The 18,050-nt window shown below is 37.2% G+C and carries 9 protein-coding genes and 1 pseudogene; 1 reads left to right on the top strand and 9 read right to left on the bottom strand.

The features are described from left to right. The 9 genes and pseudogenes from N8L39_RS09065 to N8L39_RS09025 all read right to left on the bottom strand — a co-directional run. A partial coding sequence (locus N8L39_RS09065) for a YSIRK-type signal peptide-containing protein (RefSeq protein WP_261010757.1) occupies nucleotides 1-11,202 on the bottom strand: 11,202 nt, incomplete at its 3' end. A 429-nt stretch (nucleotides 11,203-11,631) separates the two neighbouring features. After that, nucleotides 11,632-11,733 (bottom strand): annotated as a pseudogene (locus N8L39_RS09060) (TrkA family potassium uptake protein); the annotation flags it as partial. Nucleotides 11,734-11,865: 132 nt separating this feature from the next. Then, the gene (locus N8L39_RS09055) at nucleotides 11,866-12,261 is read right to left on the bottom strand and encodes a YtxH domain-containing protein (RefSeq protein WP_261010758.1); all 396 of its coding nucleotides are present in this window, start codon (nucleotides 12,259-12,261) and stop codon (nucleotides 11,866-11,868) included. A 14-nt stretch (nucleotides 12,262-12,275) separates the two neighbouring features. Further along, nucleotides 12,276-12,659: a DUF948 domain-containing protein gene (locus N8L39_RS09050; protein WP_049521484.1), complete on the bottom strand. Its 384-nt coding sequence runs from the start codon at nucleotides 12,657-12,659 to the stop codon at nucleotides 12,276-12,278. Beyond that, complete coding sequence (gene lgt, locus N8L39_RS09045; protein WP_261010759.1) at nucleotides 12,660-13,448, bottom strand: prolipoprotein diacylglyceryl transferase; 789 nt, start codon at nucleotides 13,446-13,448, stop codon at nucleotides 12,660-12,662. Further along, complete coding sequence (gene hprK / locus N8L39_RS09040) at nucleotides 13,441-14,376, bottom strand: HPr(Ser) kinase/phosphatase (protein WP_173233320.1); 936 nt, start codon at nucleotides 14,374-14,376, stop codon at nucleotides 13,441-13,443. Before hprK ends, lgt begins: the two co-directional genes overlap by 8 nt. Nucleotides 14,377-14,506: 130 nt before the next feature. Continuing rightward, on the bottom strand, nucleotides 14,507-14,683 hold the full coding sequence (rpsU, locus tag N8L39_RS09035; RefSeq protein ID WP_000048054.1) for a 30S ribosomal protein S21: 177 nt from the start codon (nucleotides 14,681-14,683) through the stop codon (nucleotides 14,507-14,509). Nucleotides 14,684-14,822: 139 nt separating this feature from the next. Further along, complete coding sequence (locus N8L39_RS09030; RefSeq protein WP_125455925.1) at nucleotides 14,823-15,983, bottom strand: FRG domain-containing protein; 1,161 nt, start codon at nucleotides 15,981-15,983, stop codon at nucleotides 14,823-14,825. A gap of 177 nt (nucleotides 15,984-16,160) precedes the next feature. Then, nucleotides 16,161-16,868: a glucosamine-6-phosphate deaminase gene (locus N8L39_RS09025; protein WP_261010760.1), complete on the bottom strand. Its 708-nt coding sequence runs from the start codon at nucleotides 16,866-16,868 to the stop codon at nucleotides 16,161-16,163. Nucleotides 16,869-17,018: 150 nt separating this feature from the next. Here N8L39_RS09025 and queA point away from each other — a divergent pair, with 150 nt between their 5' ends. Then, nucleotides 17,019-18,047 carry a tRNA preQ1(34) S-adenosylmethionine ribosyltransferase-isomerase QueA gene (queA, locus tag N8L39_RS09020; RefSeq protein ID WP_261010774.1) on the top strand — a complete coding sequence of 343 codons (1,029 nt, stop codon included), beginning with the start codon at nucleotides 17,019-17,021 and terminating at the stop codon, nucleotides 18,045-18,047. Nucleotides 18,048-18,050 lie beyond the last annotated feature (3 nt).

The raw sequence follows: 18,050 nt of genomic DNA, 5'->3' as shown, positions 1-18,050 counted from the left end.
AGCATTCCCTGGGACTTCACGGTCTGGTAAGTCTTTATTCGATACTTTGCCTTTGCCGTCTTCTCCAATTGTTACAGCAATTGGGTTGCCATTCTTACCTGGAATTTCTACCTTCGTTCCTGGTGGGTAGGTTGAGCCATCTGGTTTCTTAGGTGTTACTGTTACATCGCCTGTATTTGGATCTTGGTCCAACTCTACCGTTGGTGCCTTACGGGCTGGCGTTGTGACCACTGGTACTTCTACTGGATCTTTTCCTGGCTCTGTAATCTTAGCATTCCCTGGGACTTCACGGTCTGGTAAGTCTTTATTCGGTACTTTGCCTTTACCGTCTTCTCCAATTGTTATAGTGATTGGGTTACCATTCTTACCTGGAATTTCTACCTTCGTTCCTGGTGGGTAGGTTGAGCCATCTGGTTTCTTAGGTGTTACCGTTACATCTCCCGTATTTGGATCTTGGTCTAAGTCTACCGTTGGTGCCTTACGTGCTGGCGTTGTGACATCAACTGGATTAGATGGTCTCTTATCCGGTTCTGTTACCGTACCTTTTCCTTTAATGTCTCCTTTTGGAAGACTGTCATTTGGCACTATTCCTGAACCGTCTTCTCCGATAGTAACCTCGATTGGAATATTATTCTCACCTGGAATAACTACCTTCGTTCCCGATGGGTATTTTGTTCCATCTGGTTTCTTAGGTGTTACAACAGCATCTCCATTTGGTTTTCTTGTAATTTCAATTCCACTTGGTTGTTCTGTTTGTGATGCATTTGGATCTAGTTTTTTCGGTGTTTTCACCTCTAATTCAACAGATGGTTTACCTGGTGGTGTGATTTTACCTGTTCCTGAAATTTCTCCGTCTGGTAAGTCTTTATTCGGGATAATTACTTTTCCATCTGGTCCTGTTGTTACCACAATTGGATTTCCATTCTTACCTGGAATTTCTACTGTAGTTCCTGGTGGATAGATTGTTCCATCTGGTTTCTTAGGTGTGACAGTCACGTCTCCTGTATTTGGATCTTGATCTAATACTAATGCAGGGGTTAAACGAGCTGGGGTTTCAACAGTAACTTTTTCAGGTGTTTTACCTGTACCTGGTTCTGTAATTGTTCCCGGTCCTGAGATATTACCGTCTGGTAAGTCTTTATTCGGCACCTTGCCTTTTCCATCTTCTCCAATTGTTATGACGATTGGCGTTCCATTCTTACCTGGAATTTCTACTGTAGTTCCTGGTGGATAGGTTGTTCCATCTGGTTTCTTAGGTGTGACTGTTACATCACCTGTACTTGGATCTTGTTCCAATTCTACCGTTGGTATTTTACGGGCTGGGGTTGTCACATCTACTGGTCTTGATGGTTTCTTATTGGGTTCTGTTACTGTTCCAGTTCCTGGCTTAGCTTCTTTTGGAAGTTTGTCATTTGGCACTTCTCCAGAACCATCTTTTCCTATCGTTACTTCAATAGTTGTTCCATCTTCTCCTGGTATTTCAACCTTAGTTCCTGGTGGATATGTTTCTCCACCTGGTTTCTTAGGTGTTACAATCGCATCTCCATTGTCTTTTCGAGCAATTGCTATCTCTGTTGGAGCTTCTGTTTCTGGTAAAGTTGGATCAATTCGTTTCGGTGTTTCCACTTTAACTTCTTCAGGATCTTTACCATTTTCTGTAATTTTACCTGTTCCTGGTGTTTTTCCTTCAGGTAAATCATTATTTGAAACTTTTCCTTTACCGCCTTCTTCTATTGTTACGACAATAGGTGTTCCATTCTTACCTGGAATTTCCACTGTAGTCCCTGGTGGATATGTTGTTCCATCTGGTTTCTTAGGTGTTACAGTAACGTCACCTGTTTTTGAATCTTGTTCTAACTCTATTGTTGATGGTTTACGAGCTGGTGTTGTTACCTCTACAGGTTTAGATAGTGCTTTGTTTGGTTCTGTTACTATTCCTGTTCCTGGTTTATCAGTTTTTGGAAGTTTATCATTTGGAACTGTTCCTGAACCGTCATTGCCAATCTCTACCTCAATTGTTGTATTATTATCACCCGGAATCACTACCTTAGTTCCTGGTGGATATGTTCCTCCACCTGGTTTCGTTGGTGTTACGATTGCATCACCATTTTCTTTACGAGTAATTCCTATAGTTGGAGTTTGAGTCGTAGGAACTTTCGGATCTGTTCCGTTTTTCTTCTCTTCCTCATCTGGAATTCCATCGTTATCATCGTCTAGATCTTCTTTATCTGGAGTTCCATCGCCATCTGTGTCTCTTTGGATTGTAACAGGAACTTCTACGGTAATTTCCTCTTTATCTTTTTTGATTTTTACAGGAATCGTTATAGAACGTTCTTCTTCCTCTTTATTCCAATTATCCACAGTTGGAGTACCTGTTAAGTTCCCATCTTTGTCAATAGACAATCCATTTATAGGATTTTCTGTTGTAATCGTAGTACCCGGTTTATTTGGTGTTACAACAGAAACTGGTGTAATTGCTTCTTTTTCTTTAACAGGTGCCGGTGGTGTTACTTTTCCTGTCAATTCGTCTGCTACTTTTGGATTTTTATCTTGTTCATCTGGAATTCCATCATTATCGTCATCTTTATCTGTAATGTCTGGTTCTCCATCTCCATCAGTATCTCTTAATACATTCACAACAACATCTTTCTCAACTGGAGTATCACCATCATGTTCTACCCTTACTTTGATAGTTACATCACGATGCTCTTCTATCCCATCCCAGTCTTCAATTATAGGTTTTCCTGTAACTTTTCCTTCACTATTCACTGTCAAACCGTTCACCGTTGGTGCTGTAATTGTACTACCCGTTTTGTTTGGTGTTACCACTACTTCACTTGTGTAGTCAGATTTTTCTGTTGCATCCGCTGGAGTACCAACTTCAACTTCTAAAGGTTTTCCTACAGTTACTGTCGCTGGCTGACTTGGTAGTTCTGTTAATTTACTTGTTACTAGAGCTGTTATTGGTGAACCATCTTTAACTTTATCTGCTGGAATTGTCACTTTACCATTTGCATCAACAGCAATTGTTGGATCTGAACTTGTCCATGTACCATCATTACCTTTTGTTAGTGTTACTGTTTTAGACGTATCATCTTCACCTATATATGTGATAGTTGTAGTTCCTTCTCCAGTTAATACCGGTGTAATTTCTACACTTCCGTTTTCTTTTGGTGTAACTGTTGGAGTTGAAGGTTTTACTTTAACAACTACATCTGTTGTTTCTGTTGAACCATCTTCATAAGTAATCGTTACTGGAACTGTCTGCTTACTATCCGGAGTTACATTTGGTAATGGAGATGTTTTTTCCACTACACTCGTAATCTTCGCTGCTGCGAAATCTTTATTTTCTGTTCCATCCGTTACACCTGTAACCCCTGTTGTTCCTGATAAATCATCTCTTGAAAGTGGTGAATCTGCTTCTTTAATAACATCAACAGTCGTTACTTTATGAGGTTTAGGTGTATATGTTTCTTCATCAGAATCAACTGCTGAATCACCCGTACCTTTAGTCGCTTTAGCAGTCACATTAGTTCCTACTAAATCTTTTGGAATTTCTAATGAACCATTATGGAATACGACTCCTTCTTTTGGAGTTTCAAGTTCCCATCCAGTATCTTTCTTCACTAAAGTTACACTTCCATTTGCTAATGGAATCGTTACTTTATCTCCACCATTATTTGTTGATGGTGTTACTTTAACATTTCCATTTTGCCATTGTGAAATAGTTGGAGCTGCTGGTTTTTCTTCTTTTACAACAACATGAACGGTTACTTGGTTTCCTTCTTTACCTTGGCTATCAACTGGTTGAAGCGTTACAGCGTATACTCCTGCTGTTGGATTTTCTGGTAAACCTGAAAGAACATTAACTTTACCTGTACCGAATGGCTTATCTGTAACACTGTCATCTTCAGTATCAGTCACTGTTACCAATTCTTTTAGTTTATCTGCTGTAAGTGCTGTTCCTGCTTCATAGACTTTTGGATTTTCTTGCGTTCCTACTGCTGCATCTTTCAACGTTACTACTGGAGCATCATTTGTTACTGAAATTACTTGCCAATTTCCTACTGGTCTTGCATCTGAACCTGTTTCAGGCTTGTAATCTACACGTAAACCTAATCCACTAGTATAGTTAGCTGTATTATCTCCTGATCCCTCCTCTTCTTTAATGAGAAGTTTTTTATTGTTATCAGTCTCTTTTAGGGTAATACTTACTTTGTTTTCAGCTTTATTAGCATCATTAACACTATTTGTAATAGCTTCTACAAAGCTGTTTGCATTCGTAACATCCGATGGTGCCGTAGAAGGATCTACTTGCCAATTTCCACCATTTTCATCACGAACAAGGACAATACTATTCGGTTTATTATCTGTATCTGCATTATTATGGAATCGCAATTCAAGACGTTTCGCATCATGTGGTACTGTTACATCAATATGCTTGCTACCAGCAATCGTAGCAGAAGGTGAGTAATCTCCCATTTTGACTACTTTTTCGTCACTTCTAGTAGAAACTGTAGTGTCTCCAACTTTGTTGACTACAGTAATGGCTGTTGGTTGAGTTCCTTCTCCATTTTTATTTTCACTCTGACGAAGGTTCACCCCATCAGGTAAGGTTGCTGTCCAAGTATCTCCATTAATCGTTACTTGTCCATCCTTACTTGATAAAATCGTGTTGTCTTTGTCGTTTAAATGTACTTCTACAACTCTATCATCTGATGTGAATCCACCTAATGTACCACTAATTGTGCGACTTGTTGAAGTCACTGTATCTGTGTTAAATGTTGGTTTTGGAGGATTCACGTGGAATGTAACATCTTTTTCAATGCTAGCAGGGGTATAAACTTTAACAATTTTTCCATCTATATTTTTAGTATAGAATCCTTCGCCATCTTTAAATTTCACCAATGCTTTGTAATCATTCACAACTCCAGGTTTATTAAACTCCGTAGTAGTTGTCACTTCAGCATTATTTTTCCATTTAAATTCCATGCCTGCTGGATAATATTTATCATCACCACTATCATTTGGAGCATCTACTACTTTCACAAATCCATGAGAATCAATGCCATTGTTTGAATTATCAGCATCAACAAGCTTCGTACCTAACTCAACTGTTTTCGGACTATTGATAACTTCAACATCTACTACTTTATACTTATACTTATAAGTACCCTTATTACCTGTTGAATCGGTAATTTCAACACTTCCTACATGATCTCCTAAGGCAGAAGTATTTGTTGCAGTATGATTATCTCCTGTCACTTGAACTTTTGATCCACTAGGCCAATCCCCTGTTTGTTCAAATGTACTTCCATTTGGAAGTCCTGTGACACTAAGTTTTGTAACATTATTTTTATCATCACTCACTTTAAATGTTGGATTGAATTTTGAGCCTTTGAATACTACAAAGTTAGCTGTTGTACTCAAATCATTCGTTAATAATAATCCATCCATTGTAGCTGTCGGAACAGTAGCATCAGCTTTCGTTACAGGGATTTGAATCTCTTCTGTTGAATGGTCAGGATATGTGATAGTTGCACCAACATAATAAGTGCCATCACCTTTCGGCTTAATCGCTCCATCCTCTTTCATTTCAATATTTAAACCTTTAGTTGAATTATCAACTTTAACAGGTCCACGAGTTGAATCAAAAGTAATATTTGATTTCATTGAATCGAAATCTGATTGACTAATTTTTGCACCTGGAGCAGTAACATCTACATTAATTGGCTGAGTTGAAACTTGCGGATCATATTTCGTTGCTTGAGTAAGAACTTTAAAGATAACAGGTGTAGGATGTTCCTTCGTATTGCTTATCTCATTAGTTGCAGCATCTCTTGCATACATATTTCGTGTATATTCATCATTATCGTTCCATAGTGTTGTACCTGTTTTGTATTTACTTGCTTTTCCTGTAACGATGATATCTCTCGGTGCATCTGTTTCAACATTATTCGTGCGAGGGAATGCATTATAATTTAACCCTGAGAAGCCTAATCCATTAGAGGTATTGCCACTTGTTTCTCTCAGTACAGCTTCTACTAATTTACCGGAATTATCTGTTACAACACCAATTTTAAGTTTTGTCTCTTCTGTAGGAGTTATATAAACAACTTGTCTTCCCTTATCATCAATTATTTTTTCTTTATTATCACGATCAAATGTAAATACCGGTGGTTCTTTATCTCCTGCTTTGGAATCCCTTGTTGTTGGATCACTTTCTACACGATCAGTTGTTACAGATTTAGCACTTACTTCAGTTGCGTCCTTAATCGCACGATCTTTGATTGTAACAACACCCGTATCAGGATTAATGGTTACACCATCATCAGGAGCTCCATTTGTTAATGACCATTTATTTCCAGTCTTAGTAGCTGTAACCGTAATAACAGGATCATTTGGATGTGTATATTTAAAGGTAAACGTATTAACATTTTCTTCACTTACTGGCGTTACTGTTACATCTCCGTTATCTTTAGGCGTAATTGTTGGCGCTGTTGGTTTAACGTGGAATGTTACAGGTCTTTCGACTGTAGCCGGTGCGTAAATTCTTACATCCTTACCATCAATCGATTTTCTGAATCCTTCTCCATTAGGGAATTTAACCAACGCTTTGTAGTCAGTTATCACCCCAGGTTTTGCCAATTCAGTTTCATTAGTAACTTCAGAATTTCCTTTCTTCCATTTGAATGACATACCAGCTGGATAGTATTTATCATTACCATCGGTATTTGGAGTATCTACTACTTTTACATTGTAATGCGAATCACCTAATTGTGTATTTAATGGAACTGTTTTCGGAGTTTCTTTTACTTCAACATCTACAACTGTATATTTAAATTTATACGTATTTGTATTATTTAAAGCATCTTTTACAACTACACTACCTTCATGATCTCCTAAAGTAGCCGTATTGGTAGCAGTTGCATTTCCTATTTCTACTTTTACATCTGCTCCATCCTTAGACCAGTTTCCTGATTTTTCAATTTTTGTTCCATTTGAAATACCAGATACACTTAGATTAGTTACATTGCTCTTATCATCTCTAACTCTAATTGTTGGATTAAATGTTGCACCTTTGAATACTACAAATTTTGCAGTTGTGTTAATATCATTTGTCAGTGTTAATCCATCCATTGTAGCTGTTGGAGCTGTTGTGTCAGATTTACTAATTGGAATTTCAATATCTTCAGTTGAAAGATCAGGATACTTAATCGTCGCATTAATATAATACGTTCCATCTGGTTTTTTCTTGATTTCCCCACGATCTTTCATAGAAAGTTCTAGATCTTGCGTCTTACTATTAATTTTTACTTCGCCACGAGTTGCAGTAAAGTTAAGATCTAACTTGGATTTCATTGCATTGAATTCTGCATCACTAACCGTTGCACCTTTACCAGTTACATCTTTATCAAGAAGTTGTGTTCCTACTTTTGGAACATATTTTTCAGCTTGCGTTAACACTTTAAATACTACACGTGTTGGATTAGATGCGACATTATCTTGGTTTCTTAATTCATTTCCAGCAGCATCTGTTGCTACATAATATCTTGTAACAATTTCTTTTCCGTTAGTCCATTTGTTACCACGATCAGACTTATTAGTTTTATCAAGAGTTCCAGTAACCATAATATCTTTAGGAGCTGTTAGTTCTGGACCATTATTTGTCTTCAATAATTTTCCTTCATAAGAAAGTCCATAATCTAAATCATTCAATTTATCATCCTTAGACGACAATCTTGATTCGATTAACTTCTTAGAATTATCTGTAACAGTTCCTAATTTAAAGTTGTTACTTTCTGTTGGAGTCACGTAAACTGTACGGAATCCGTTCTCAACTGTAGTATTTTTTTCATCAAATACAAATTTAGGCGGTTCTTTTTCCCCTGCTTTTGAGTTAGTTGTTACTGGATCACTTTCTACATGATCACTTGTTTCAGATTTTGCAGTAACCGGGTCAGAATCTTTGATAGCTCTATCTTTAATAGTTACTTTCCCGGTACTTTTATCAATCGTCACTCCATCATCTGGAGCGTTGTTTAGCGTCCACCCACTTCCTGTTTTTGTTGCTGTAATTTTTCTTGAAGAATTATTCGGGTCCTTATAAGTGAAATTGAATGTAGTTACATTCTCTTCATTAGCCGGAGTTACTGTAACATCCCCATTTGCCTCTGAAGTCACCGTTGGTGCTGTTGGTTTTACTTGGAATTCTATATTTTTATATAGGAAAGCTCTATTCAGAATTTCATTGTCTTTTCCAGGTGTAGAATTCGTAACTTTTTCAACCCCATTTGTCCCTGCATAATTTTCTGGGAAATAAGCCGCTGCTTTTACAGTATGCTTCCCAGGAGTATTTAAGGTCACTTTACCAGTCGTAGTACCATTTGATTCAATAAATCTGAACTTCATTCCTCCAGCGAAGAATTTGTCATCAACCTCTTTTCCATCAGTTGTCGTGATAAAATCATGTGAATCTGTATAAGAAGTTCCTTTAGACGTTTTTACAACCAGTTTACCATCTTGATTCACTTCTCCTTTACCTTCTTTGAAGGCTAAATCAACAACTTCCGTTCTAAATTTAACAGTAGCTTTATTTCCACTTTCAACATTACCACCTTGGTCATCTGACACTTTAAAAGTAGCTGTTTGTTTTCCTAATTTTGCATCAGCAGCAACTTTTCCAGTAATAGTTGCCATTCCTGGTTTTGCCTCTGTAGCGCCATTTTTTGAAAGAGTTGCTCCATTATTAAATGTAACACCCTGAGGTAATCCACCTTCAGATTTTAAGTTTACTTTACCTCTAGGATCATTATCGTACATTTTTAATGGTACATTTAAAGTTGCTCCTCTATAAATACGAGTTACCGGAGAACTTGACTCATTATTAGATAATACAACTTCTTTGTTTCCATCTGTTGGATTAGTCATCTTAACTGTTGGAGGTTGATTATCTGGTGCATCAGTTGGTGTAACACTATCACTACGAACTGAATTTACTGTACCATTAGTATTACTTACCTTTGTTTCAGCCGTAATTGGATTTCCTGTTAATGGCCCCGCAACTGTAATCGTTGCAGTAGTTCCAGTTGTTTTTCCTATCCCGATTACCTTATTTCCATCATATAAAGTAACTGTAGAACCTGTTTTAACCCCTGTACCAACATTTACGGTAATATTTTGATTCGTTAATCCTTTTTTATGTTGTACATCGCTTGCTGTAATTGTAGGTTTAATAGGTTTAACATTTAATGTCACAGTTCCGTCTGAACCAGAATTTGCAGCATCTGATTTTGAACCATCTTGATAAGTAGCCACAGCAGTATATTTGAACACTCCTGCTTCAGCTGTACTTGGTTTAACATTATTTTTCCAACTCCAAGTCATTCCACCTGGCAGAACTCCACCATTTTTAGGAGTAATATATTTGGCAGTTACTGGATTATCTGGATTTGGAAGGGAATCTCCTACAGTTTTTGTATGCTCGCTCCCTTTGATAGGAGATAATTGAGCATCTGTTTTTGTTGTTAAACGAGTTCCTGTTGCTCCCATAACATACGACTGATTAGTTGTTTCCCCTGATGTTACAGATGCGGCAAATACTCGTCCATATTGATTCGCTTCTTCTAATGTTACATTATCTCTTAATTTAATCTTAGCATGCATATGAACAGCATAATCTGTACTTAATTGGCCTAACTCTAAACCTAAATAGTATGAAGCTCTAGGATAGTTACCACTTTTATCTCTAACAATTTGATTTAATGTGGAGTCATTTTTATTATTTTTAAATACTTCCCCTTTTTTAGCATCAGTATAAGCACCTGAATTAGGATCATAAAAAGTTCTACTATCAGCATTAAATATATTATATTTTTGATGCCAAGGGTCAGTAATTACCGCAGTATTACCATATCTCTCAAATCCTTCAAAACCATTAGATAATCTTGTACCATTAACATTTCTATAACGAGTAAAAGTTAAATCTTTTACCTTATTGGATGGATCCATAATATTAAACGGAGCTTGGAAATAGTAGTGTTGTTTTTTACTAAGTCCTGTCATTTTTCTTCCATCATTATTGAAGAAAACATCGTAGACAATCCACTTACCTTCACTATCCTGTACATAAACTGCTTTAATCTCAGTTTTGTTTAATGTTAATTCAGGTTCATCATTTCTTGTATTACGTCCATTATTTCCTGCTGCTCTAGGGTCAACAGAAGCAAAATATTTAATATTTGCTAAAGCGCCTGAATTAATTTGAGTGTTCGCTCTGAACTGAGTACCTGTTCCCATATTTTGTCCATTACGTGGATCATGAGAACCCGAATTCAAACGCATGGTAGCAATTTTAACAGAGTTAAAAGTTCTCTTAACACGCTTATTCAAATCCTCAAGTTCACTAGTTGTTACTCCAGTATTAGATACCGCTCCTTGAGCAAGGGAAATGACTTCATTAGCTTTTTCTAACACTTCTTTAGTAGTCTCATGATCAGGTAATTCAAGAAGTGCTGCTTTTAATTGTTCAAGAGATAGCTTTAAAGAATCATTTTTATTTGTAGGGATTTCATTTTCCTTATTTGATGATTCATCCGATTCTTTCTTAGATTCTGACACTGGTGACTCTGTTTTATCATTAGCCAGCTCTTCCTTAGGCCTGTTGGACTCTTTATTTGCTTGTGATAATGTTGCTACATCGCTCTTTAAGAGTGATGCCAATTCATCTACATCTTTTTGGGCTGTATCGGCACTACTAAGTATAGCTTGCCCTCTTTGAACTCTATCTTTAATCGAAGAGAGAAGGGAACTATCAAGATTTAATGGAGTTGAAAGAAGAGCATTTAGTTCTTCCAAAACTGTTCTTAACTGCGATTTATCAGCTGTGTTAAGAAGGCCTTCAGTAGTAGTTGGTTTTTCATGTTTTACAGGATTAAGTTCGACATCTACTTTATTTTCAGCAGTTTCCTTACTTTCCTCAACATTTTCAGGCTTATCAGTTCCACCTTGCGGTGACTCATCTTTTGCTTGCACTAAGTCGGCAGTAGATTGACTTTTACCATTTACAGTATCTGCACTTGCTATGTGTGCTCCTAAAAACATCAGTGCTGCTATAGCTACCGATGCCGCACCGAACTTATATTTGCGAATACTATAACGAAGCTCTTTCTCCGCCCTGCAATCTTGTTGCTTATTCCACATGATTTACAATCTCCATATTTTCTCTGTTGATATAGCATTTTTTCTTATAAACATACGTAAAAAAACGCTACATATAGTTTTCTTAAGTATAAATAATCTGTATTTTAAGTACATATTATTTATACCAGTTTTTTTGTACCTTGGATACAATTTTATGATAACAGATTGCCCTTTAAAATTCAATACATTACCATTAAATCCCCAAAATATTTTAAATATTTGAAAATATGCAAAAATTTAAAACCAATTTATCTAAGGGATGCCTTCCCTATATTATAGAAGAACCTAAACAATATCTTTGTAAAAATAGCTTCGTTTGCCTTACTTTTAAAGTATATAAATATCAACTCAAATGTGAAAAAGTATTTTAGACATCAAAAAGAGAGGTTCCCTCCCTTCTGAATTTAATTCTGCTAAAGTAGCCAAATACTAATTGTTGATAACAGCTAAAATATAGGTGTCTGACTTCAAAAGATTATTGGGAGCAAATTGGACGTCAAAGGGAGCATTCCCCTGCTCACGAAAGCCGATACTATATTAAAATGAAACATCCATATAAATTCTAGAGTATTTTGATTGCAAAAAAATAAGACAGTAATCTTAATGTGATTACTATCTTAAAAATGATTATCATCATTCACATAAGGTGAAAAGAGGATATAGCTAAATTTGTTCTTCTGTTATGTCAATAACAATCTCTTCTGATTCATCAAAAGTTTCGGCCTTTTCTTGCCATTGCTCCTTGAGATTATTGAATCGATCTTTTGATGCTTCTGTCGCTTGACGAGCACATGATTTGGCTTGAGCAAGTACGCTGTCCACAGTGATTTCACCTGACTCAACCTGTTCTTTGGTTTTAAGAACAAAATCTGTAGCCTGCTCCTTGACTTCTGTCAGCTTTTCACAGACCTGCTCCTTGGCATACTCAGGATCTTCTCTCAAATCATCTAGAAAATCTTGAGCCTGACTGCAAACTTGTTTGCCCTTGTCGCTTGTTAAAAACAAGGCAAGAGCTGCACCTGAAACGGTTCCTAAAAGGATTGAGGATAGTTTACCCATAAGAATTCTCCTTTTTATTTTTTGAAAAATTTACTTGCAAGACGAAGAGCTGACAAACTTGCTCCAGTCTTGAGTGTTTTTGAACCAGCTGATGAAGCTTTCTTACTCAAGACACGCGCATGGTCATTGAGGTCGGAAACAGATAGAGATAGATCTGCAACAGCACTAAAGAGTGGATCAATCGTTGCTACCTTGACATTGATATCATCTGCCAAGACATTGACCTTAGCCAGTAATTCATTGGTATGATGTAAGGTCACATCCACATCTGAAGTTAAGGTTTTAATCGTCTTCTCTGTTTCATCGATAACACGTCCAAGCTTTTGCACAGTGATAATCAGATAAACCAAAAAGACGATCAAAGCAAAGGCTACAAGAATATATGCAACTTCTAACATTTAGTTTTCCTCCTCTGAAATATAGTAAGGGGCCTTCTTTCGATTTTGATATAGAATGATAAAAATACCGAGACCGATAAGAACAACTGAAAGCCATTGAGACACTCGAAGACCAAAGAACATGAGGCTATCTGTTCGCATGCCTTCAATAACCATACGACCAAAACCATACCAAATCAAATAGAAAGCAGTGATATGACTTCGTCTGAGACTCTTCCATTTTCGTCTAAAAATCAGAATCAAGGCAAATCCAAGTAGATTCCATAGAGACTCATAAAGGAAGGTCGGTTGACGGTAGCTCCCCTCAATATACATCTGGTCACGGATAAAGCCAGGTAGATAATCCAGATTATCCACTGCTGCACCATAAGCTTCTTGGTTAAAGAAATTACCCCATCGTCCCAGACTTTGAGCAATCATGACGCTAGGCGCCGCAATATCTAGAAAATCCCAAGTATTAATGAGTTTACGATCAGCAAAGATATAGAGTACAAGAGCCCCAGTTATCAAACCACCGTAAATGGCCAAACCACCATTCCAAATGGCAAAAATTTCTCCCAAGTTCTGACTATAGTAATCAAAACGGAAAATAACATAGTAGAGACGAGCTCCTAAAATAGCCAGAGGAAAGGCAATCAAGATAAAATCTAAAATATCGTCTGGTATGATCTTCTTTCTAGGCGCTTCTTTCATAGTCAAATAAACCGCAAGAATCAAACCTGTCACAATACACAAGGCATACCAACGAATGGCTAGAGGACCTAGATGAATAGCAATTGGATCAAGCATTAGGCACCTCGTTTTGAGCAATGAGATTTGTCAAGCGTTCTTCGAACAAACGGGTCGCATCAAAGCCCATTTCCTTGGCACGATAGTTCATAGCAGCTGCCTCAATCACGACAGAGATATTACGACCAGTTTTAACTGGGATGCGGATACGAGGAATGGCTACGCCAGAAATTTCTAGTTCCTCTGGATTGTTACCAAGACGATCAAAGGTCTTATGTGTATCATAGTTTTCCAAATAGACAGCAAGTTGAACCTGTGAAGAGTCCTTGACCGCACTCGCACCGTAGAGACTCATAACATCGATAATCCCAACCCCACGAATTTCAATCAGGTGTCTCAAGATTTCAGCCGGTTCACCCCAAAGAGTAATCTCATCCTTGGCAAAGATATCGACACGGTCATCTGCCACCAAGCGGTGACCACGTTTGACAAGCTCTAAACCTGTCTCACTCTTACCAATTCCACTATCGCCTTGAATCAAGACACCCATCCCATAGATATCCATCAAAACACCGTGCACACTGGTCCGTTCTGCTAAACGTGAATCCAGATAACTAGATAACTCTCCAGACAAACGACTAGTAGCCGTACGGCTGGTTAAAATGGCAATCTTACACTCTCTGGCTGCCTTTAGCATCTCCTCTGGAACCACCAAACCACGGGCAACAATGACCGCAGGTGTCTCAGGTAGAAACATTTTTTTCAAAACTTCATAGCGGCTGTTGGAAGGCATGCTGATCAGATAAGACCACTCCTTCATCCCCAAAAGTTGAATCCGCTCTGGCGTATAGTAGTCAAAATAGCCTGTCATTTCAAGACCAGGTCGCGTAATATCCGCTGTATTGATTTCCTTTTCAAGCAATTCTGGTTCGCCATAGACAATGTCTAGTCTAAGCTTTTCAATCACTTCTTTTACTAAAACCGACATCATTTCCTCCTTCAATCGAGTTCTTTTTACTATTATATCAAATTGTCCTTAGAAGTTTCAGATTTTTGCAGGCTTTGGAGTATTTATTTAAAAGAAAAAGGACTAGATTTCTCTAGCCTTTCATTTCTAATTAGAATTTTTTACGTTTACGAGCTGCTTCTGATTTACGTTTACGTTTTACAGAAGGTTTTTCATAGAATTCACGTTTGCGTGTTTCTTGAAGAGTACCAGCTTTAGTAACCGCACGTTTGAAACGACGAAGTGCGTCGTCAAGAGATTCATTCTTACGTACTACTGTTTTAGACATTTTTTTCACTCCCTTCAAGTTCAAGATCTATTCTATTTTACACGTAAAAGGAATAATTGTCAAGAAGAAACTAGTTGAAAACCATCATTAGCATGCAATATTTCTTTTTCAAGTCTACTTATGAACATTTAAGAAGAATTTAACTGATGTCTTCAAACCTTATTTTTAAATCTTTTAATAATTTCTTTAATTCTTCAATTTTATTTTCTAAATCTTTATCGGAAATTGCTTTAGTATTGTGTACAAGTTTATTTCTAAAAACACGGATTTTATATATTCTATCACTGTTTTTTTCATACAATTTATCCTTTCCTCTTTCAAGTACTTTTAACCCTTTAAAAAATTCGTTGAGTTGGGTTTTATACCTTATCTCATCCTCTAAGTTATTCCACAAATTTAAAAATGTTCCGGTTAAATTTCCGCTATTTTCCTCATTCCCTATATAATCATATTTTCTCTCCTTAAGCCTATCACAAATATCTTTCATTGTATCTTCTTCTGGATATAAATTCTCCCTTTCAATAGGTCTTTCAGAGCCCCAGAAGGTTTTAGTGTTTTTAAATTTATAAATAGCAACTATTCTTCTATTAAAATCTAGTTCACCTTTTTCTATATCAGCATTAGAAGCAAATTCTGTCTGTACCAAATATCCCTCTTGAAAAAACGGTCTTTTTGAAGAGCTAGAACTTATGCTTAGTAATCTTACGTTTGTAATATAATCTTCAGAATCTACCGAAATCCTACCATTTACATAAGGCATTCCTAATACGTAAATATAGCCCGTTTTATCTTTATTGTCTAATATAGCAAATGAACACGCTACTTTTATTGACTGAGTTAAATCTAATAACGGCGTCTTACACACTTCATAGTGTTGTAATATTGAGTATTGAAGTAATTTAATTTTCTTTAATTCTTTTATTTCTTCCTTATCCACATTATTATCTTTTTCTAATTCTGTCATTAACATAGTTGATGTTTTTTCTAGAATATCAAAATCAAAATTGATATCTTTTTCACTATTTGAACGATAGATTGTAGGATATAAAGTAGCATTTTGAGTTTTTTCACTTTTTACATAGTTATTATTTTGTCCTCTATAAAATAACATGACATCAGGATTTTTATATGAGAGTTCTGCTATTTCCATTATTAAATCATGAAATGTCTCAATATTGATGGTATGGCTTCTTACGAAAGATGTAACATCTCTAGTAGTTTGACCTTTATATTTATGTTGTTTATAATGCTCTTTTAATTTTTTTGTTAAATTATTATAAGTTACTGAATATTCTCTCATAAAAAAATCCTTTTAAAAATATTATTATCTGTCAACTATCACTTACTTTTATGTAATGTTTATCTACCAAGTAATCAAGTACGATTCTATTATTATACCATCGTTCTATTTACATCAATTTAGTTTTAAAGAACCATCCAACCCAAAGGATTGAATGGCTAACAGTATTCTTCAGTTTTATTTTTCAAGTAAGCTGAGCGCTTCAGCATCTGCGATAATCGTCACATCAGGGTGATTTTGGAGGCTACTTGCTGGGAGATTCTCAGTCACTGGGCCAGACACTGTTCCGGCAATGGCTTCTGCTTTCGACTCACCATAAGCAAATAGAAGGATTGACTTGGCATCCAAGATGTTTTTAATTCCCATTGAAATGGCTTGAGTTGGAACGTCTTCAATCTTGTCAAAAAAGCGCGCATTGGCTTCAATAGTAGACTGATCAAGCTCTACTAGATGCGTTTGACTGTCAAAAGGAGTACCAGGTTCATTAAATCCGATATGTCCATTGCGACCGATTCCCAAGATTTGGAGGTCAACTGGATGTTCAGCCAAAATTTGGTTGTAGCGTTCAACTTCAGCTTCAGCATTGTCCTTAACCCCACGAGGCAAGAAACTTTCTTTAAATGGTTTTTGGTTGAACAAGTTTTCTTGCATGAAGTGACGATAAGACTGAGGATTGTCGCCATCAAGGCCTACATACTCATCAAGGTTGACACTGGTTAGATTTGAAAAATCAAGGTCACTTTCAACAATTTCCTTGTAAAATTCAAGTGGGCTACTTCCTGTCGCAAGTCCTAGGGTTTGAGCTCCATTGGCCAATTTTTCCTTCAAAATCTCAAAAGCAACTTTTCCACCTTCGATTTGGTTTTCAACTTTAATAACTTTCATCTTTTTATCCTCCGTTTCAATCTATATTTATTATATGGTATAGACCAATTTTTGTCAAGTGAAAACGATTTAATTTCTAAAAAAAGAGCGACTATACTTGAAACATGTTATAATGGATAGGATTAGAACTTAGAAAGAATGAACAGATATATGAATACAGCTGATTTTGATTTCCACTTGCCTGAGGAATTGATTGCTCAAACGCCCCTTGAAAAACGGGACGCCTCTAAACTCCTCATCGTCAACCGTGAGACAGGAGAAATGCAGGATAAACACTTCCACTCTATTATTGATATGCTGGAATCTGGTGATGCCCTTGTTATGAACGATACCCGTGTTCTCCCTGCCCGCCTCTATGGTCAAAAGGAAGAAACTGGAGGTCATGTAGAACTGCTCCTACTCAAAAACATTAGTGGCGATGAGTGGGAAGTTCTGGCTAAACCTGCCAAACGCCTCAAGATTGGTACTCGTGTCAGCTTTGGTGATGGTCGCCTCAGCGCTGTCGTTACGGAAGAATTGACCCACGGGGGCCGCATTGTCCGCTTTGAATACCAAGGAATTTTCCTAGAAGTTTTGGAAAGTCTGGGTGAAATGCCGCTGCCGCCTTATATCCATGAAAAACTGGATGACCGTGAACGCTATCAAACCGTTTACGCCAAGGAAAGTGGCTCTGCTGCAGCACCTACTGCTGGTCTTCACTTCACCAAAGAACTGCTAGCAGAAATCCAAGCTAAAGGTGTCCATCTGGTCTATCTGACTCTTCATGTCGGACTCGGAACCTTTAGACCCGTTTCAGTTGACAATCTGGACGAACACGAAATGCACTCAGAATTCTACCAACTTTCTGAGGAAGCTGCTGCCACCCTTCGCTCTGTCAAAGAAAATGGAGGTCGCGTCATCGCTGTTGGAACCACTTCTATCCGCACCTTGGAGACTATTGGTTCCAAGTTTGATGGACAAATCCAAGCAGATTCTGGCTGGACCAATATCTTTATCAAACCTGGGTATGAGTGGAAGGTCGTGGATGCCTTCTCAACCAACTTCCACCTGCCAAAATCAACTCTGGTCATGTTGGTTTCTGCCTTTGCCGGCCGTGAATTGATCTTAGATGCCTACCACCATGCCATCCAAGAACACTACCGCTTCTTTAGTTTTGGCGATGCCATGTTTATCTATTAATTT

This window comes from Streptococcus mitis (assembly GCF_946190285.1).
Lineage (GTDB): Bacteria > Bacillota > Bacilli > Lactobacillales > Streptococcaceae > Streptococcus > Streptococcus mitis_CP.
Note: the sequence above shows the minus strand (reverse complement) of the source record. Positions and strands in the feature narration are given on the sequence as shown.